The organism is Phreatobacter aquiterrae, from assembly GCF_053471285.1.
In genome coordinates, this window is the sequence record NZ_JBJPHW010000010.1 from 32,715 (window position 1) to 51,718 (window position 19,004).

Consider the following 19,004-nt stretch of genomic DNA (forward strand, 5'->3'; position numbering starts at 1 on the left):
TTCTTGCATCTCTTCTGGCCGCGCCGGCGACATTGACGCTGGGCCGAACCGCATTCGCGCAGGCGACGCCATTGCAGGCGGCCGCCGCGGCCGTCGCCGACGGCCAGGCGATTACCCGCGACGGTCTGCTGGCCTTCGCCCGCGAGGTGGCCAAGAGCCCCTACCAGGCGCCCCGCGCCGATGTGCCGCGGACGCTGGCCCAGCTCAACCTCGACCAGTATCGCCAGATCCGGATGAAGCCCGACCAGCGGGTCTGGGCCGGCGAGAATCGCGGTTTCGCCCTCGATCTGCTTCCCGCCGGCAACGTCTTCACCACACCGGTGACGATCCGCACCGTCGATGGCGGTATCATCCGGGACAAGCGCTTTGCCGCCGAGCAGTATGATTTCGGCAGCAACCCTCCGCTGCCCGCAGACGCGGCCGTGCCCTTTACCGGATTTCGCGCCTATGCCGCGCTCAACGGCCAGGCCGCCACCGACGAGGCGCTGGTCTTTCAGGGCGCAAGCCTGTTCCGGGCGCTCGCGAGGGGGCAGGTCTTCGGCGTGATGGCGCGCGGCCTCACCCTCAACGTGGCGGAAGCCCAGGGCGAGGAGTTTCCTGCCTTCCGCGCCTTCTGGATCGAGCGGCCGGGCCCCGGCGCCTCGAGCATCGTCGTCCACGCCCTCCTGGATTCCGACAGCGTCACCGGTCTCTACCGGTTCGCCGTCAGGCCGGGCGATTCGACCGTCTGCGACGTTGAGGTGACGCTGTTCCCGCGCGTCGACCTGCCGCATGTCGGCGTCGCACCGATGACGGCCAACTACCTCTTCGCCCCGAACGACCGGACCAATGTCGACGACGTGCGCGGCGGCGTGCATGACGCCCAGGGCCTGCAGATCTGGAACGGCAACGGCGAGTGGATCTGGCGACCCGTGACCAATCCGGAAACCCTGCAGGTCTCAGCCTTCGTCGACCAGAACCCGCGCGGCTTCGGCCTTCTGCAGCGTGACCGGCGGTTCGAGGCGTTCAACGATCTCGATGCGCGATTCGAACGGCGGCCGAGCGTCTGGATCGAGCCTCTTGGAGAATGGGGACAAGGGCAGGTCCAGCTTGTCGAGATCCCGGTCAACGACGAGATGAACCGCAACATCCTCGCCTACTGGCGGCCGCGGGTGCCACTGGCGCGTGGCGGCGAGCACTTCTTCACCTATCGCATGCACTGGTGCTGGTCGCCTCCTGAGCGCCCACCTCTCGCGACCGTCACCGCCACCCGCACCGGCCGCGCCCAGGGTGGTGGCCGGCGGCGGCGCTTTCTGGTCGACTTTTCCGCAGACGACTTCGCGGACGCCGCGAAGACCAACGGCCTGAAGGCCAATCTCACGCACCTGCGCGGCCGCATCGGCAATGTCGATGGCCGCCTCGTGCCCGACCTCAAACTCTATCGCGTCGCATTCGATCTTGACCCCGAGGCCGCCAATCAGGTGGAACTGAGGCTCGTGCTGGAGCGCGAAGGACAGCCCCAAAGCGAGACATGGCTCTACCGATGGACGCCTTGACCGACCGGCCCCTGCCGACGCTGCGCGAGCGCCAGGCCATGCCTGGCCACGCGCCGCTGGCCATGCCGGCACAGTCGTTGCGCAGGTGGAGCAATGCCGAACGACGGCCGCTGAAGGCGCCGGAGCTCTGGCGCACACCCTGGTTTTCGCGCCTCGTCGCCTTCGGGGGCATGCTGGCGATCACCGGAGCCGGAAGCTGGCAGATGTACAAGGTGGTCGAGGCCGGCGGCGTGACGCTGCTGGAGTGGGCCTTCCTCATCTTCTTCGTCGTCAACTTCTCGTGGATCGCACTCGCTTTCACCACAGGCCTTCTCGGTCTTGGCCACCTCCTCAGGCATGGCCTCAACCGCAAGCCGGACCTGCCGGCTGCGCTGACCGAGCGCACGGCGGTCGTCATGCCGATCTACAACGAGAGTCCTGCCCGCGTGTTCGGCACGGTCCAGGCGATCGTCGAGGACGTGGTGGCGACCGGGCACGGTGCCTCGTTCGACTTCTTCTTCCTGTCCGACACCACCGACCCCGACATCTGGATCGCCGAGGAGCGCGCTTTCCTCGCCCTGCGCGAACGCCTTCCCGGCATGGCGATCCACTATCGCCACCGGCCGAAGAACACCGCACGCAAGGCCGGCAACATCGCCGACTTCGTGACCCATTGGGGCGGCCACTACGCCCATATGATCGTACTCGACGCCGACAGCCTGATGACCGGCGAGACGATCGTTGCGCTGGCCGATGCCATGGAACGCGATCCGGACGCCGGCATCATCCAGACCCTGCCGCGCCTCATCAACCGCAACACGCTGATCGCGCGCCTTCAGCAGTTCGCCGCCCGGGTCTATGGACCCGTCGTGGCTGCGGGCCTCGCCGTCTGGTCCGGCCGCGACGGCAACTACTGGGGCCACAACGCAATCATCCGCATGGAGGCCTTCGCGACCTCGGCCGGACTGCCGGACCTGCCGGGCAAGCCGCCGTTCGGCGGGCATATCCTCAGCCACGATTTCGTCGAGGCCGGGCTGATCCGCCGCAGGGGCTATGCGGTCTACATGCTACCCCATCTCGACGGGTCCTACGAGGAAAGCCCACCCTCGCTGATGGACCTCGCCATCCGTGACCGGCGCTGGTGCCAGGGCAATCTGCAGCACAGCCGGGTCATCGGCGCCAAGGGTCTGCACTGGGCGACCCGCCAGCACCTCGCCACCGGCATCATGAGCTATGTGTCGAGCCCGCTCTGGCTGATCCAGCTGCTGGTCGGCCTCGCCCTCGCCCTGCAGGCGGCCTTCATCCGCCCTGAGTATTTCACCAACCAGTTCACGCTGTTCCCGGCCTGGCCGGTGTTCGATTCCGAGCGCGCGCTCAATCTCTTCATCTTCACCATGGTCATCCTGCTGGCGCCCAAGATGTTCGGGTGGTTCGCAACACTGGTGGACGGGCCGGCACGCCGCGGCTGTGGCGGCGCGATCATGCTGACGGTTTCGGCCATCCTCGAGATCATCCTGACGGCCCTCATCGCTCCCGTCATGATGCTGATCCAGGCGAGTTCCGTGTCGTCGATCATCTCCGGCCGCGACACCGGCTGGAAGACGCAGCGGCGCGACGACGGCTCGATCCCATTCCGCGCCATCGTCCAGCGGCACTGGCGTCACACAGCCCTCGGCGTCGTCGCGGCCGTCGCCGCCTTCTCGATCTCGCCCTACATCTTCGCCTGGATGTCGCCGACGATCATCGGGCTCTGGCTGGCGATCCCGACCTCCTGGGCCTCGGCCTCGGCGGCCATCGGCTGGGGCATGCGGCGCCTCAGCCTGCTGCTGATCCCCGAGGAGCATTCTCCGCCGCCGATCGCCGAACGGGCCCACCGTCTCGGCATCGAGTTCGAGGCCCTGGCCCTGGAGGGTCACAAGGCGCTGGACCTCGTGCATGCCGACCCCGGCTTCCGGGAGGTTCATCAGCAGATCATCCAGGTGCCGCCGTCCCGCGTGCGCGGCAAGGTCGATACCGACCGGGTGATCGCCGAGGCGAAGCTCACCGACGCCCATTCCATAGAGGATGCGCGGCAATGGCTGTCGAGCCGCGAGACGATCCTTGTGCTGCACGACCGCGCACTGATCGCGCTGCTCGCCGCCCTCCCCCATGCAACGACAGCTGACACCTGACGGTTGCATTGCACAAAATGGCGGCACTTGTGCGTCCAGCGCTCAATCTGGCCGAACGCGAACACCGGCTGCCGCCCCGTTGCGCGACTTAACCTTCTGATCGCACAGACATTTGTCGCGCGCCACGAATCTGGCACCCGTCTTGCTCCGATGAGTCAGTTTCTTCGGCCGCCAATGACGCCGGCCCCTCGCATCGCACGGGGATCGGATGTCACAGGACTTCAGCGCGGAACAGAAGCGCTATCTGGAAGGTTTCGTCGCCGGCGCCGCCGCGACACGGGTTGTCGGCTCGGCCGCCACGCCCGAAATCTCTTCGCCGACCGGACCGGACGCGCCTCACCTGAAGGCGCAGGACCTCCAGACCAAGGCTGGCGGCAAGCTGGCCGACCAGGAGAAGTGGAAACGCGACGAGCATCCCTTCGACGCCTATCACCGCCTGACGCAAGAGGCCGCGACCGGCAAGCTGCCCGGTCCCGCCGACAATTTCCGCTGGCGCTATTTCGGCCTGTTCAATGTCGCACCTGCGCAGGACAGCTTCATGCTGCGCATGCGCATTCCCAACGGCATCCTGAAGGCCCACCAACTGGCGGGCTGCGCCGCGCTCGCAGAAACCCATGGCGGCGGTTACCTGCATGTGACGACGCGCGCCAATCTCCAGATGCGCGAGATCAGGCCGGAGAATGCCAAGGCGCTGCTCGAGGACCTCATGGATCTCGGGCTCGTCGCCAAGGGATCCGGCGCCGACAACATCCGCAACGTCACGGGATCGCCGCTGGCCGGCATCGACGCGCAGGAGCTGCTCGATACGCGCCCCCTGTGCCGCGACTGGCACTTCCACATCCTCAACGAGCGGGTGCTCTACGGACTGCCGCGCAAGTTCAATGTCTCCTTCGACGGGGCGGGGGTCTCGCCGGCGCTCGAGGAGACCAACGACATCGGCTTCCAGGCCGTGCGGGTGCTGGATGGCGCAGGGGTCGAGCCCGGCGTCTGGCTGCGCATCGTCCTCGGCGGCATTTCGGGTCACCATGACCTCGCCCGTCCCACGGGCGCCTTCTGCAGGCCCGAAGAGGCGACGGCCATCGCGGACGCCACCATCCGCGTCTTCATCGACCATGGCGACCGCACCAATCGCAACCGCGCCAGATTGAAATATGTGCTCGATGCCTGGGGCTTCGAGAAATTCCTGTCAGCCGTCGAGGACAAGCTCGGCCGCAAACTGGTGCGCATCGACGAGGTCCATGTCGCCCCGCGTCCCGCGACCGACCGCTACGCCCATGTCGGCGTCCATCGCCAGAAGCAGGCCGGACGCAACTGGATCGGGGTGGTGGTCCCTGTCGGCAAGCTGACGGCAGAGCAGGCGCAGGGGCTTGCCGCTGTCGCCGCCGATCTCGGCGACGGCGATATCCGCCTCACCGTCTGGCAGAACCTTGTTCTCTCCGGGGTGGCGGACGCCGATGTCGCCACCGCCGAGGCCCGCATCGCGGCGCTCGGCCTGTCGACGACGGTCACGCCCATCCGCGCCGGGCTCGTCGCCTGCACCGGCAATGCCGGCTGCAAGTTCGCCGCCGCCAACACCAAGAAGCACGCGCTGGAGATTGCCGACCATGTCGAGGCGCGGGTCGCCATCGACGTGCCGGTGAACATCCACCTGACCGGCTGCCACCATTCCTGTGCGCAGCACTATATCGGCGACATCGGCCTCATCGGCGCGCGCGTGCCGATCAACGAGGATGGCGACACGGTCGAAGGCTACGACATCGCGGTCGGCGGCGGCTTCGCCGAGAACGCGCGGATCGGGCGCTACCTGTGGAAGGGCGTGAAGGCGACGGACGCCCCGCGCCATGTCGAGGCGCTGCTCAAGGCCTACCTCGCCCATCGCGCCGACCCCGGCGAGACGTTCCAGGCGTTCACGATCCGCCATGACGTCGAGCCGCTCGAGCGCCTCGTCGCGCCCCATCTCTCGATGATGAAGGAGGCCGCGGAATGAGCGTCCTGCCGCCGCAGACAGTCTTTGCCCTCATTCCGGAGACGGCTCCCTTCTCCAGCGAGCAGCGCGAATGGCTCTCCGGCTTCTTCGCGGCGGCCCTCGCGCCGCTGGTGCCGGCCGGCGCGGCCATCCAATTGCCGGGAGGATCGGACGAGGCGCCGTCTTCGGCAGCCACCAATGATGACGCGCCCTGGCACGACCCTTCCATGGCGCTCGCCGACCGCATGGCGCTCGCGGAGGGACGGCCCATCGCGCCGCGCCTGATGGCGGCCATGGCCCAGCAGGACTGCGGCCAGTGCGGCTATAGCTGCGCCGACTACGCCAATGCGCTGACGTCGAAGGCCGAGGCGCGGCTCAATCTCTGCGTACCCGGCGGCAAGGACACGCTGCGCATGCTGAAGGCACTGGCCCCGGAGATCGATGCGGCACCCGCCGCACCGGCCAAGGCCGGGGTCACGGCCCCGGTCTCGCACGCGATCCCCGTCGCCGCTCCCGGCCGATCGCGGGAGGCGCCGGTGGAGGCCATCTTCCTGTCGCGCCGGCGCCTCAACGCGGCGGGCTCGGAGAAGGAGACCTTCCACGTCGAGTTCGACCTGTCAGCCTGCGGCCTCGACTATATGGTGGGCGACGCCTTTGGTGTGTTCCCGACCAACGACCTCGGCCTCGTCGACCAGATCATCGCCATGCTCGGCGCCTCTCATGTCACCGAGGTGCGGGGACGGTCGCTGCGGCAGGTGCTGGCCGAGGAGGTGTCGCTGTCGCCGGCCCCCGACGGCCTGTTTGAGCTGATCTCCTTCCTGACCGGCGGGGCGCAACGTGCGAAGGCCCGGGCGCTGGCCACCGGCGAGGATCCCGACGGCGACGCGGCGGCTCTCGACGTGCTGGCGGTGCTGATCAAATTTCCCGGCGTGCGTCCGCATCCGGAGGCCTTCGTCGAGGCGCTGGAGCCGCTCCAGCCGAGGCTCTATTCGATCTCGTCGTCGATCAAGGCCAACCCCGGCCGCGTGTCGCTGACCGTCGATGCGGTGCGGTATGTCGTCGGCAAGCGCCGGCGGCTCGGCGTCGCCTCCACCTTCCTCGGCGAGCGCGCCGGGCCGGGCACCCCGGTGAAGGTCTATGTGCAGCGCGCTCATGCCTTCGCCCTGCCCTCGGACCCAGCCAGGCCGGTGATCATGGTCGGTCCCGGAACGGGCGTTGCGCCGTTCCGCGCCTTCCTGCAGGACCGGGCCGCCGACGGGGCTCCGGGTCCCAACTGGCTCTTCTACGGCCACCAGCGGCAGGCGACGGACTTCTTTTATGCCGACGAACTCGATGCGCTGAAGAAGTCGGGTGTGCTGACGCGGCTGTCGCTCGCCTGGTCCCGCGACGGATCGGGGAAGATCTACGTCCAGGACCGCATGCGCGAGAATGGCGCGGAGTTGTGGCGCTGGCTCGACCAGGGCGCCCATTTCTACATCTGCGGCGACGCCAAGCGGATGGCGCGGGATGTGGAGGCCGCCCTGGTCGATGTCATCGCCGCGCATGGCGGCAATTCGCCCGACGAGGCAGTCCAGTGGGTGCAGGAGATGAAGAAGGCCGGCCGCTACCAGGCCGACGTCTATTGAGGACCGGCCGATGACCGATTTCACCTCCCGCCATCCGGAAGCGCGCCGCGCGGCGCGCATGGCGCCCCTCGCCGTGCTGCCGGTGTTCCTCAGGCTCGCCGGCCGGCGCGTGGTCGTCGCCGGCGGCAGCGAGCCCGCTGTCTGGAAGGCGGAGCTTCTGGCCGCCGCCGGAGCCCATGTCGACGTGATCGCCGACGACCCTTGCCCGGACATGGTGGTGCTCGCGGCATCCCCTCCGGACGGCTCCATCACGCTCATCCGCCGCGGCTGGGATCCCGCCGACCTCACCGGTGCCGTCTTCGCCGTCGGCGCCATGGAGCAGAACGCCGAGGCCGCCGCCTTCCGCGACGCCGCCCGCAGCGCCGGAGTTCCCGTCAATGTCATCGACAGGCCGGCCTTCTGCGACGTCCAGTTCGGCGGCATCGTCAACCGCTCGCCCCTCGTCATCGGCATTTCGACCGATGGCGCCGCGCCGGTGTTCGGCCAGGCGGTGCGCGCCCGCATCGAGGCCGTGCTGCCGCGCGGGCTCGCCGTCTGGGCGGCGACGGCTCGATCCTGGCGACGGCGCGTCGCCACCCTCGATCTGCCGTTCCGCGCCCGCCGTCGCTTCTGGGAACTCTTCGCCGACCGGGCGCTGGCCACACCGGACGCGATTCCGTCGCCGGCGCTGGCCGCTGAACTGGAGGCGGCCGCCACCCATGCCGCATCGGCCGCCGGGCGTCTCGTCCTTGTCGGAGCAGGTCCGGGCGACCCGGATCTCCTGACGATGAAGGCAGTGCGCGCGCTGCAGTCGGCGGACGTCATCGTCCACGACGATCTCGTGCCTGCGGCGGTGCTGGACGTCGCCCGGCGCGAATCGCAGCGCATTTCGGCCGGCAAACGCGGCCGCGGTCCGTCCTGCCGGCAGGACGACATCAACGCCCTGGTGATCCGTCTCGTCCGCGAGGGCAAGCATGTGGTGCGGCTGAAGGCCGGCGATCCGATGATCTTCGGCCGCGCGGGAGAGGAAATCGCTGCGGCGGAGTCCGCCGGGATTGCGGTGGAGGTGGTGCCGGGCATCTCGGCGGCGCAGGGGGCCGCGGCCTCCGCGCGCCTGTCGCTGACCCACCGAGACCATGCCCGCCGCCTGCAATATGTCACCGGCCATGGGCGCGACGGCCGCTTGCCGAAGGACCTCCGCTGGCAGGCCCTGGCCGATCCGGCGGCCTCGACGGTGGTCTATATGCCCGGCGCCACCTGGCACGAGATGGCGGAGCGCCTGCTGGCCGCGGGGCTCGCCGCGGAGACCCCGGCGCTGGCGGTGGTCAATGCCACCCGCCCCGACGAGGAGCGCATCGCCGGCACGGTCGGCTCGCTCGCGTCCCGACTGGCCTCGCGGCGATGGAGCGGCCCGTTGCTCATCCTCTATGGCAGCGCCTTCGGCCCGCCAGCAGGTGCACACGACACTGATGCCCCCGCGATGATGGCAACCAGGCGCGGCATTCAGCCTGTTCCTTGACAATCGGCGGGCGACCTGTCACATCCGCCCCAACCAGCCGGCGGCGACGCGGCGGGCGATCGCTCGCTATTCCCAAGGCCCGGCCCCGACTTCACAGACCTTCCGCGAGGACTTGCCATGGCCAAGGCCGCCACTATCAAGATCAAGCTGATCTCGACCGCCGACACCGGCTATTTCTACACCGCGAAGAAGAATTCGCGCACCATGACAGACAAGCTGTCCAAGAAGAAGTACGACCCGGTCGCGCGCAAGCACGTCGAGTTCAAGGAAGCCAAGATCAAGTGATCTTGCGGTCGGCCATGCCGGTCGACAATCCAAGCGGCCCCTTCGGGGGCCGTTTTTCGTTTTCGATGAGCGTGATGGACACGAAACAGCCCGCGCGCGCTATGCGACCACGGATCCGTGCGCCCGGTGGTTCGGACACCAGCCGGCAACCCGTTTGCCATCAGGCCATCAGTACCGCGCGATCACCGCCGCGTCCTCGCCGCCGAACTTCCATGTCACGCCGACCCGGGCCCGGCCCGAATCGGTCCGGTAGTTCAGTACACCCGGGATGAGCGGGCGGGACGCATTGAACTGGTGGACATACTCGGCGCGCAGGGCGACATTCGCCGTGATCATCGTTTCCACGCCCGCCGCAAGCTGGAAGCCGCTGATCGTCTCGCCAAACCCGACGCCGAGCCCCGACGCCGTGATGTGCGTCCACCCGTAGCCCGCTGCCACGTAGGGCATGATCGAGCCGCCCATCACATAGCCGAGTCGCGCCCTCACCCCGACGTTCCAGTCCGATCCGATCGATGCGGAGGGGCCGCCGGCCTCGATGGTCGTCTTGATGGCGGAAAGGCTTGCGTCGGCCTCGATGCCCGCGACAATCGAGGTTCCCGCGAACTGGTGGTCATAGCCGGCGATGACCCCGCCGAAGACGCCCTGCGAACCGATGCCGGTGAAGCCGAAGACACCCGGCGCGGACAAGGTGGTGTTGCCGAAGCCATAGCCGCCCTGGACACCGGCGTAGAAGCCGCTCCAGTTCCGCCGCGCTGCCGAGGCGAAGGCGGGATAGGCGCTGCCCATCCCGAAGCGGTAGCTCAGGCCGAGCCGCGCCGTGCCGGATGTCGGCTTGACGACGAGTGGGGCGAACTGACCGATGCCGTTCGAGAAGGTGTGCACATATTCGGCGTGCAGGAAGACGTTGCCCGCGAGGCGCGTCTCGATCCCGCCGCCAATCTGCCAGCCGCTCGTCATCAGGCTGGCATTGCCGAGGCCGGTCAGGGAGAAGGTCGTCCGTCCCTGCGACCAGCCGCCGGTGGCGTAGATCAGCGTTTCCGGCGTCAGCAGGAAGCCGAGGCGTGCCCGGATCGCCCAGCGCCGGTCGCCGGAGAGCCGCGCGACGGTCAGGCCGCCGGCCGATATGGTGGTGTCGATCCCCTGCAGATTGCCCTCCGTCAGGGCGCCGATCACCCATCGCTGGGCGAACTGATAGTCGGCCCCGACCTTGCCGCCGACGAGCCAGCCGTTGGCGCCGATCCCGCTGAATCCGAACAGGCCGGGAACCGAGACGGAGGTGTTGGCGAAGCCGTATCCCGCATGCAGGCCCGCATATATACCCGTCCAGCCGAATCCCGGTGCGGCAATCTCGCTCACCACCAGCCCGCGGGGCGATTCGATATCGGCGGCGTGGGCGCTGAACGCCAGTGACACGACGATGGATGCCAGACCTACGCGACGCATGACACAACTCCCTGACGATCGCCGACTGTCGGACCTCCACGAGAGGATCACGCGTCGTCTTTTGTTACGCCGACAGTAATGCCCTAGGGTAATCCGCGTCAACCTCGCGGCGTTGCGTGCCGCTCAGGCACGTCGCAACGAACTTCAACGCCCGCATTATTGCAATATGGACGTCTGCTCTGTTCGCTGTCTTGTTCTACACGTTCTGCTTGGCATGCCAGCGGCACTTTGACGCAACACTGCGCCTCACGACCCCGGTAACACGCTGGATGAGGTGGCCGGCCGGGCCAACGGCATTGCGGAGAGGCCATCCGCGCCGAACCCGACCGGCCGACCCTACGATCCCAGGAGATGCGGCGGACCTGAGCGGTCGCAGGGGTACGCGACCGGATCGACTCAAGCCGTGAAAGTCACGACCATGATCCGGTCTGGCAGGACCCTAGAGGAGCGGATGTTGTGCTTCAATGCAGACAGGTCTATCCGGCGCGTAAACCGCGCCTTAACCTAAAGCAACAGGGTTGATCAACAGGGTAAACGCCACGGAGTCTCACGCGGCGTCCAGAACAACCCTGTTCCGTCCGTCGCGCTTGGCGCGATACAGCGCCTGATCCGCCCGCTTGAGAAGCGTGTCGGCGTCGGTGTCGCCGGCAAGCCGCTGGGCCATGCCGATGGAGACCGTGACATCGATGGCCCGGGCGCCCTTGTGAATGGCGAAAGGTTCGCTCGCCACACGGTTGCGGATGCGCTCGGCGACGATGGAGGCGACGCCGGCATCGGTGTCCGGCATGACGACGACGAACTCCTCGCCGCCGAGACGGCAGACGAGGTCGATACCGCGCACGCTCTTGCGCAGGCGCTGGGCGAACTCGCGCAGCACTTCGTCGCCGGCGTCGTGGCCCCAGGTGTCGTTGACCGCCTTGAAGTAGTCGATGTCGAGAACGAGAACCGCGAGAGGCTTGCCGCGCATCGACGCCTGGTCGACCAGCGTGCCGAGGTGGCTCTCCATGTAGCGGCGATTGTGCAGGCCGGTGAGCCCGTCGGTGATCGCCATTTCCATGGACTGCTGGACATTGTCGCGAAGCCGCTCGGTGTAGCGCTTCTTGCGGATCTGGGTGCGTACGCGCGCCGCCATCTCGTTGCGGTCGATCGGTCGCATCAGATAGTCGTTGGCGCCGATGTCGAGGCTGCGCAGCAGCCGCGCCTCGTCCTCCGGCTCGGCGATCACCAGGATCGGCAGGCCGCGCGTACGGTCGAGCGAGCGTATCTGCGAGCACAGACGCAGCGGATCGAAATCGGCGAGCCCGAGGGAAATCATGACGAGGTCGTAGTCGTTCTCCGCGGCCTTGAAGAGCGCCTCCTGCGGCCGCGACTCGACCTCGACGTGGTGCTGGTTGCGCAGCGCCTGGACAATGCGCTCATGGGAGGACGCGCGGTCATCGACCACGAGAATGCGCCCGTTCAGGCCCGACTCGGCAACGGCTTCCGTCAGCGGATCACGCATGCCGATCTCGCGTGAGGTGACGGCGCGCATCCTGAGCTCGTCCTGCACCATCTTCAGGCGGACGAGCGAGCGGACGCGGGTGATGAGGGCGAGGTCGTTGACCGGCTTGGTCAGGAAGTCGTCGGCGCCCGCCTCGAGCCCCTTGACCCGATCGGCGGTCTGGTCGAGCGCGGTGACCATGATGACGGGAACGTGGTGCGTCGCCGGATTGGCCTTCAGCCGCCGGCAGGTCTCGAAGCCGTCCATGCCGGGCATCATGACGTCGAGCAGCACGATGTCGCACTGGCCGCGCTCGCTGATCGACAGGGCTTCGAGCCCCGAATGCGCCGTGACCACGTCGAAATACTCGGCGGACAGCCGCGCCTCGAGCAGCTTCACATTGGCGAGGATGTCATCGACGACGAGAACGCGCGCAGTCATGCTGACCCAATCCCTCTCAAGCCCCGCCCAGGAAGTGCCGGACCGTCTCGATGAACTTCATTACCGAAATGGGTTTCGACAGGTAGGCCTCGCAGCCCCCTGCCCTGATCCGCTCCTCGTCGCCCTTCATGGCGAAGGCCGTGACGGCAATGATCGGGATGTGCCGGATCGTCTCGTCCTCCTTGATCCAGCGGGTCACGTCGAGGCCGGAGACCTCGGGGAGCTGGATGTCCATGAGGATGAGATCGGGGTGATGCTCACGCGCCAGCGCCAGCGCCTCGGTGCCGTTGCGCGTCTGGATCGTCCGATAGCCGTTGGCCTCGAGAAGATCGTGGAAGAGCTTCATGTTGAGCTCGTTGTCTTCCACGATCATGACGGTCTTGGACATTGCCGACTCGCATTTCCGGGCCAGCGCGGGATGGTTGCCGGACATTGACGGATAGCCCACAAGCTAATCTCAAATCCTTTCTAAAGGACAAACCATGACGTTGCGTCCGCGGGAACGAAACAGGACCGCTGCAGAGGCGGTCGCGGTCAGTGCCCTCGCCTTCCTGGCCGGCGACGAGGAACGGCTCGACCGCTTCGTGGCCCTCGCCGGGATCGATGTCGGCCGCATCCGGGAGATCGCCGGACAGCCGGAATTCCTCGCCGCCGTGATGGACCATCTCATGTCCGACGAGACGCTGCTCCTCGCCTTCGCCGCCAATGACGGCATCCGGCCGGCGGACGTCGTCCGGGCCGCGCACGCGATGGGCGCGGGGCCGTGGGAGCGCGATCACGCCTGATGACACCAGCCCCCTTGAGGGCCAGCCCCATCGCGCCCACTGTGCGCCGATGGCCCTGATCGCCTTCTGCCGGGACTGCCTTGCCGAGACGCGCGCGGGCGCCACGCGCTGCCATGCCTGCGGATCGCCGCGCATCGCCCGAAACGATGAACTCGCCGACCTCTCCATCGCCCATATCGATTGCGACGCCTTCTATGCCGCGGTCGAGAAGCGCGACGATCCGCGCCTCGTCGACCAGCCGCTGATCATCGGCGGCGGCAAGCGCGGTGTCGTTTCGACCTGCTGCTACGTGGCGCGCATCCACGGCGTTCGTTCGGCCATGCCCATGTTCAAGGCGCTGAAGCTCTGCCCCGAGGCGGTCGTCATCAAGCCCGACATGGAGAAATACGTGCGCGTCGGCCGCCAGGTGCGCACCGCCATGCGCGACCTGACGCCGCTGGTGGAACCCATCTCCATCGACGAGGCCTTTCTCGACCTCACCGGCACGGAGCGGCTGCATGGCGCCCCACCCGCCATGGTGCTCGCCCGGTTTGCGCGGCGGGTCGAGCAGGAGATCGGCATCACGGTCTCGGTGGGGCTGTCCTACAACAAGTTCCTCGCCAAGATCGCATCCGACCTCGACAAGCCGCGCGGCTTTGCCGCTATCGGGCGGTCTGCGGCGCTGGACTTCCTCGCCGGCAAGCCGGTTTCGCTCATCTGGGGCGTCGGCCGCGCCCTGCAGGAGGCGCTGGAGCGCGATGGACTGAGGCTGATCGCCGATCTGAGGCGGATCGAGGAAGGCGACCTGATGCGTCGCTACGGCGCGATGGGCCTGCGCCTCGCACGGCTCTGCCGCGGCATCGACGACCGGCGCGTGTCACCGGATTCGGAGGTCAAGTCGATTTCTGCCGAGACGACGTTCGAGACCGACATCCGCGATGCCCGAGCGCTCGAGAAGAAGCTGTTCCGGCTGTGCGAGAAGGTCTCCGCCCGCGCCAAGGCGCAGGGCTTCGCCGGATCGACCGTGACGCTGAAGCTGAAGAGCGCCGACTTCAGGATCCGGACCCGCTCGCGCGGGCTCGCCTCGCCGACCGTGCTCGCCACGCGCCTGTTCGAGACGGGCCGCGACATGCTGATGAAGGAGGCGGATGGGACGGCCTACCGCCTGATCGGCATCGGCATCTCGGATCTCGCGGACATCGACAAGGCCGATCCGGCCGACCTCGTCGACACATCGATCGTCCGGTCGACGAAGGTGGAAAGTGCGGTCGATGCCCTGCGCGCCCGCTTCGGAAAGGACGCCGTCGTCAAGGGAATCACCTTCGACGACTGAGCGAAGCCGTCAGTTCCGTGTGCAGGCCGTTTCCGGCTGCCATTCGATGCTTGCGAGGTCGCCCCGCAGCGAGAACTCGCTGTAGTTGATGACGAGTTGGCGCGACACGCCGTTCTCGTAGAGTTCGAAAGAAATGGAATAGAGCGGATTCGGGCTGTCGAGGCCCGCCTCGAAATAGCTGATCGTCACCGGCCAGCGGGCCAGTTCCGCCAGTTTCGGGTTCCGCGCGGCCCCTTCCGGTTCGCCACTGCCCGGTGCGATCCGGCGGCCGATGACCGCGGTGGCATTGTAGAGCTTCTCGCCTGTCTCGGCCCCGTCATAGACCTTGACCTCGAGGATGTTGTGGCCTTCCCGCGCCGCCTCGACGATGCGGATGAGGTGTTCCGTCGGGAAGATCGTGGTCCGGTCGATTTGGCTGTTGATCTCCCGAGGCCTGCGCACGGCGAGACGAACGGCATCGGGGACGCGCGTGGCGCTTCCCTCGGTCTCCAGGTGTGGCCGTCCGTTCTGCGTCGAGCGCGAGGTGAAGCGGAAACTGCTGCCGTCACCCTCCTCGAAATGCGAGGTGCGCAGGTCCATCACCATGCTGTTGCCGTTCATCGACATTTCCACCACCTGGCGAAAGGCGGTCGTGAACCCCTCGCAGCGGTTTCCCGACGTCTCGAACAGGATGCGTCCGCGCACCTGATCGATGCCGCGCGCCGGCCGGCGGCCGTCGAGCCTGAGATCATAGACCGCGCGATGCGGCGCCAGCACTGGCGCCGACGCCGCCTGCGCCTGAACTGCCCGCGTGTCGGCCGCCAACAGCAGGAGCCCAAGGGTGGCAACGGCGACGACAGTGCGGATGGATGGCATCAAATCGAAATTCCCTGCATGGTCGGCGGCAGGACCCACGTCCCGTTGCCACCGCGCTTCGCACCATAGAGAGGCTGACGGGTGGCGACAACGCGGCATGGATGTGTCGCTCGGCGCGACCTTGCCCACGGGCCCGCATTCGGGCAGTTTCCGCGGCACTTCCGTTCCCTTTGCCCGAGGTCCCCGATGTCCGTCATTGCAGCCCGTCTCGCCGAACTCGGCATCGTCCTGCCCAATCCCGTGGCGCCGGTCGCCAACTATGTGCCGTTCGTGCGCATGGGCTCGCTCCTCGTCGTCTCGGGGCAGATCTCGCTCGGCCCGGACGGGCTGGTGGCCGGCAAGCTCGGCGGCGGCATCTCCATCGAGGACGGCCAGAAGGCGGCGCGTCTCTGCGGCCTCAACGTGCTGGCACATATCCAGTCGGCCGTCGGCAATCTCGACAACGTCATCCGCATCGTACGCCTCGGCGGCTTCATCAACTGCACCCCCGACTTCCCCGATGGGCCGAAAGTGATGAACGGCGCCTCCGACCTGATGGTCGAGGTGTTCGGCGAAAAGGGCCGCCATGCCCGGTCGACGATCGGCGTCGCGGCGCTTCCGTCCAATGCGGCGGTCGAGGTCGAGGCGATGGTCGAGATCGCCTGATGGCCGGACGGGCTGATCTAGGCTGGCTGACGGCAAGGCCTATCGCCCATCGCGGGCTGCATGGGCTGGCGCCGGGCGTCGTCGAGAACTGCCCGCGCGCTTTCGAGGCGGCGATCGCCGGCAACTACGCCATCGAATGCGATGTCCAGCCGACGGCGGACGGCGATGCGGTCGTCTTTCACGATCCGACCCTCGACCGGCTCACCGTTGCGAACGGCCGCGTCGACCAGAGCACGGCCGCCGTATTGAAGGCGACCGCCTTCAGGTCGACCGATGACCGCATGATCACCCTCTCCGAACTGTTCGCGCTGGTTCAGGGGCGCGTGCCGCTGGTGGTCGAGATCAAGTCCGAGTTCGACGGAAAGCGCGCGCTCACCGAACGCGTGGTGGCACTGGCCGCGGGCTACCGGGGGCCGCTGGCCCTGATGTCCTTCGATCCCGCGCCGATCGCCTGGCTGAAGGAGCATGCCCCCGCGCTCGTCCGGGGGATCGTGGCAGAGTCGCACTATGCCGGAGCGCACTGGGCCCGCCTGCCGAACCCAATGCGCGAAGAGCTCGCCACCCTGGCGCATATGGACCGCACCGATCCCGATTTCCTCTCCTGGCGCGTCGCCGACCTGCCGAACGCGACCACCGACCATTTCCGCAACTTCCTCGGCCGTCCCCTGATCTGCTGGACGGTGCGGACCGATGACGAGCGTGTGATCGCCGCCCGTCATGCCGATCAGGTGACCTTCGAGGGCTATCTCGCCTAGACTTGCGCGGATGAGTTCCCCGCCCTTTACCATCCGCGTCGCCACACGTCTCGCCGACATCCCTGCCGCTGACTGGAACGCCTGCGCCACCGATGCCGACGGCCACGTCGACCCGTTCCTCGATCACGCCTTCTTCCTGAGCCTCGAGGAATCCGGCTCGGCCGTGCGCGAGACCGGCTGGCTCGGTCATCACCTCTTGCTGGAGCGCGAGGGTCGGCTTGAGGCCATCCTTCCCTGCTACCTGAAGAGCCACTCCCGCGGCGAATATGTCTTCGATGCGGGCTGGGCGGAGGCCTATGAGCGGGCCGGCGGACGCTATTATCCGAAGCTACAGGCAAGCGTCCCGTTCACGCCTGCGACCAGCCGGCGGCTTCTGGTCCGTGCAGGCCCCGACACCGACATCGCCCGGACGGCGCTGGTTCAGGGCGCGGCGCAGGTGGCCCTGCAATCGGGCGTCTCCTCCCTGCACGTCACCTTCTGCCCCAAGGACGAATGGGACCTGACGGGCGCCGCCGGCTACCTGCAGCGGACGGACACCCAGTTCCACTTCGAGAACGACGGCTATGGCGGATTTGACGACTTCCTCGGCGCCCTGTCGTCACGCAAGCGCAAGGTCATCAGGCGCGAAAGGCGGGAGGCGCTGGAAGGCCGCGGCATCACCATCCGCTGGCTGACCGGAAGTGACCTGACGGAAGAGGTCTGGGACAGGTTCTACGAGTTCTACATGGACACCGGTTCCCGCAAATGGGGGCGTCCCTACCTCACCCGCAGGTTCTATTCGCTGATCGGCGAACGCATGGCCGATCGCATCCTGCTGGTCATGGCCGAGAGGGAGGGCCGCTACATTGCCGGCGCGATCAACTTCATCGGCAGGGATGTGCTATACGGACGCCACTGGGGCGCGCTGGAGGAACATCCCTTCCTGCATTTCGAGGTCTGCTACTATCAGGCCATCGACTATGCGATCCGCCATGGCCTGAAGCGCGTCGAGGCTGGCGCCCAGGGCGAGCACAAGCTGGCTCGCGGCTATCGCCCGGTTACGACCTACTCGGCGCATTTCATCGCCGATCGGGGCCTCAGGCGGGCGGTCGACGACTATCTCGCGCGCGAGCGCTCCTATATCGCCGAGGCGATCGAGGAACTGGGGACGCTGACGCCGTTCCGGCGTTCGGAAGCCGAGGTCGACGAGTAGGTCCGAGGGGCTAGAGGTCAAGGCCGGACAGGCCTTCGCCGACGCTGCCGACCACATTGGCCGCGCCCGAGGCGAGGGAACCGGCGACATCCACGGCTCCCGAAGCCACCGTACCTGCGACCTGAACCGTACCTGAAGCGATGGACCCGGCCGTATCGATGGCGCCGGATGCAATCGTGCCCGCCGTTTCGAAGGCGCCCGAGGCAATGGATCCGGCCGTATCCGTCACTGTCGAGGCCGCTGAGGCCGTCGCGCGTCCGACCGAGGACACGGCGCTGCCCACCACGTCGAACAGTGTGCCCGCGGCATCGCCGATGTCGAACCAGCTACCGGAATCGGCCTGCTGCGCCTGTTGCCTGCGCTGCTCCTCCTCCTGCGCCTTTTGCATCGCCTCGGCGGCCTGGGCTGCGGCATTGGGATCGATGGCCATGCAGGCTCTCCCGGAATGGAGCGTCGGGCGGCACGGTGCCGGTCCGATCAACCTCATCCTGCCGACGGTTCGTTTCCGTTCCATGGCGTCCGTCGGTCCGACCATTGGCCGGCGATGTCGGCGTGCTTCGATGAACCGCGACTAAACGCGGCGATATGTCGGGTTCAGAATGGGCGGAGCAGGATGCGTGTCGAACCGGTTCCCACCGTTTCGCCAGTCCACCCAAGGAGACATTCCCATGATGCATCGTCGTTCGTTCTTCGCCGCCCTCGGCGCCGGCGTCGCCGCCACCGCTCTCGCCGCTGCCGCCGCCCAGGCAGCTCCGCTCGCCGACCTCGCCGTCGCCCAGCCGGTCGGCACCGACACGCTGGCCGCACCCGTTGCCGGCGAGCCGGTCGAGATGCGCCGCCACGGCCGCCGCCGCGCCCGCCGCGTCGTGCGTCGGAGCCACCGCCGCGCCCGTCGCGTCGTGCGTCGCGCCCGCCGCCGCTCCTGATCCGCAACGCAGCCGCCCGGCGACACGACCTCCGCCGCCGGGCGGCGTCTTTCAGAAACAGTGTCGATTCAGGATGAACCACGAAGCGGCTTGACGTTGCGTCACCGCGCG

General features: G+C 67.6%; 17 protein-coding genes. 12 read left to right on the top strand and 5 right to left on the bottom strand.

Annotation, left to right across the window (positions count from 1 at the left end):
• The first annotated feature begins 71 nt into the window (after positions 1–71).
• From ACJ4V0_RS15320 to rpmG, 6 genes are all read left to right on the top strand, one after another.
• The gene (locus tag ACJ4V0_RS15320) at positions 72–1,535 is read left to right on the top strand and encodes an OpgD/OpgG family glucan biosynthesis protein (protein ID WP_448300462.1); all 1,464 of its coding nucleotides are present in this window, start codon (positions 72–74) and stop codon (positions 1,533–1,535) included.
• Positions 1,511–3,685: a glucans biosynthesis glucosyltransferase MdoH gene (gene mdoH, locus ACJ4V0_RS15325; RefSeq protein WP_448300463.1), complete on the top strand. Its 2,175-nt coding sequence runs from the start codon at positions 1,511–1,513 to the stop codon at positions 3,683–3,685. The genes ACJ4V0_RS15320 and mdoH overlap by 25 nt, the downstream gene beginning before the upstream one ends.
• Positions 3,686–3,893: 208 nt before the next feature.
• The gene (locus ACJ4V0_RS15330) at positions 3,894–5,672 is read left to right on the top strand and encodes a NirA family protein (RefSeq protein WP_448300464.1); all 1,779 of its coding nucleotides are present in this window, start codon (positions 3,894–3,896) and stop codon (positions 5,670–5,672) included.
• Entirely contained in the window at positions 5,669–7,276 is a 1,608-nt protein-coding gene (locus ACJ4V0_RS15335) for a sulfite reductase subunit alpha (RefSeq protein WP_448300465.1), read from the top strand. Before ACJ4V0_RS15330 ends, ACJ4V0_RS15335 begins: the two co-directional genes overlap by 4 nt.
• Before the next feature lie 10 nt (positions 7,277–7,286).
• Positions 7,287–8,774: a siroheme synthase CysG gene (gene cysG / locus ACJ4V0_RS15340; RefSeq protein ID WP_448300466.1), complete on the top strand. Its 1,488-nt coding sequence runs from the start codon at positions 7,287–7,289 to the stop codon at positions 8,772–8,774.
• Between the two features lie 117 nt (positions 8,775–8,891).
• The gene (gene rpmG, locus ACJ4V0_RS15345; protein ID WP_448300467.1) at positions 8,892–9,059 is read left to right on the top strand and encodes a 50S ribosomal protein L33; all 168 of its coding nucleotides are present in this window, start codon (positions 8,892–8,894) and stop codon (positions 9,057–9,059) included.
• Between the two features lie 168 nt (positions 9,060–9,227).
• On the opposite strand, the gene ACJ4V0_RS15350 is transcribed toward rpmG, so the two are convergent.
• The 3 genes from ACJ4V0_RS15350 to ACJ4V0_RS15360 all read right to left on the bottom strand — a co-directional run bounded on the left by ACJ4V0_RS15350 (position 9,228) and on the right by ACJ4V0_RS15360 (position 12,811).
• The gene (locus tag ACJ4V0_RS15350; RefSeq protein ID WP_448300468.1) at positions 9,228–10,502 is read right to left on the bottom strand and encodes an outer membrane protein; all 1,275 of its coding nucleotides are present in this window, start codon (positions 10,500–10,502) and stop codon (positions 9,228–9,230) included.
• A 547-nt stretch (positions 10,503–11,049) separates the two neighbouring features.
• Complete coding sequence (locus ACJ4V0_RS15355) at positions 11,050–12,423, bottom strand: PleD family two-component system response regulator (RefSeq protein WP_448300469.1); 1,374 nt, start codon at positions 12,421–12,423, stop codon at positions 11,050–11,052.
• A gap of 16 nt (positions 12,424–12,439) precedes the next feature.
• Positions 12,440–12,811, bottom strand: coding sequence for a response regulator (locus ACJ4V0_RS15360; protein WP_448300470.1), 372 nt, complete (start codon positions 12,809–12,811; stop codon positions 12,440–12,442).
• 94 nt (positions 12,812–12,905) lie between these two features.
• Between ACJ4V0_RS15360 and ACJ4V0_RS15365 the strand changes: the two genes are divergently transcribed.
• Entirely contained in the window at positions 12,906–13,208 is a 303-nt protein-coding gene (locus ACJ4V0_RS15365) for a DUF3572 domain-containing protein (protein ID WP_448300471.1), read from the top strand.
• Positions 13,209–13,257: 49 nt separating this feature from the next.
• Complete coding sequence (locus ACJ4V0_RS15370; protein ID WP_448300472.1) at positions 13,258–14,520, top strand: DNA polymerase IV; 1,263 nt, start codon at positions 13,258–13,260, stop codon at positions 14,518–14,520.
• Positions 14,521–14,529: 9 nt separating this feature from the next.
• Here the strand turns inward: ACJ4V0_RS15370 and ACJ4V0_RS15375 are convergent, their stop codons facing one another.
• A complete protein-coding gene (locus ACJ4V0_RS15375; protein WP_448300473.1) occupies positions 14,530–15,504 on the bottom strand; it encodes a cell envelope integrity EipB family protein in 975 nt (324 codons plus the stop codon).
• Between the two features lie 57 nt (positions 15,505–15,561).
• Between ACJ4V0_RS15375 and ACJ4V0_RS15380 the strand changes: the two genes are divergently transcribed.
• From ACJ4V0_RS15380 to ACJ4V0_RS15390, 3 genes are read left to right on the top strand one after another with little or no spacing between them, the layout of a single operon-like run.
• Positions 15,562–16,020, top strand: a complete 459-nt coding sequence (locus tag ACJ4V0_RS15380) for a RidA family protein (RefSeq protein ID WP_448300474.1) — start codon at positions 15,562–15,564, stop codon at positions 16,018–16,020.
• Positions 16,020–16,775, top strand: a complete 756-nt coding sequence (locus ACJ4V0_RS15385) for a glycerophosphodiester phosphodiesterase family protein (protein WP_448300475.1) — start codon at positions 16,020–16,022, stop codon at positions 16,773–16,775. Before ACJ4V0_RS15380 ends, ACJ4V0_RS15385 begins: the two co-directional genes overlap by 1 nt.
• 10 nt (positions 16,776–16,785) lie before the next feature.
• Positions 16,786–17,967, top strand: coding sequence for a GNAT family N-acetyltransferase (locus ACJ4V0_RS15390; protein WP_448300476.1), 1,182 nt, complete (start codon positions 16,786–16,788; stop codon positions 17,965–17,967).
• A gap of 10 nt (positions 17,968–17,977) precedes the next feature.
• Here ACJ4V0_RS15390 and ACJ4V0_RS15395 read toward each other — a convergent pair whose 3' ends face one another.
• Positions 17,978–18,397 carry a hypothetical protein gene (locus ACJ4V0_RS15395; RefSeq protein WP_448300477.1) on the bottom strand — a complete coding sequence of 140 codons (420 nt, stop codon included), beginning with the start codon at positions 18,395–18,397 and terminating at the stop codon, positions 17,978–17,980.
• Positions 18,398–18,635: 238 nt separating this feature from the next.
• Between ACJ4V0_RS15395 and ACJ4V0_RS15400 the strand changes: the two genes are divergently transcribed.
• Positions 18,636–18,893: a hypothetical protein gene (locus ACJ4V0_RS15400; RefSeq protein ID WP_448300478.1), complete on the top strand. Its 258-nt coding sequence runs from the start codon at positions 18,636–18,638 to the stop codon at positions 18,891–18,893.
• Positions 18,894–19,004: the final 111 nt, after the last annotated feature.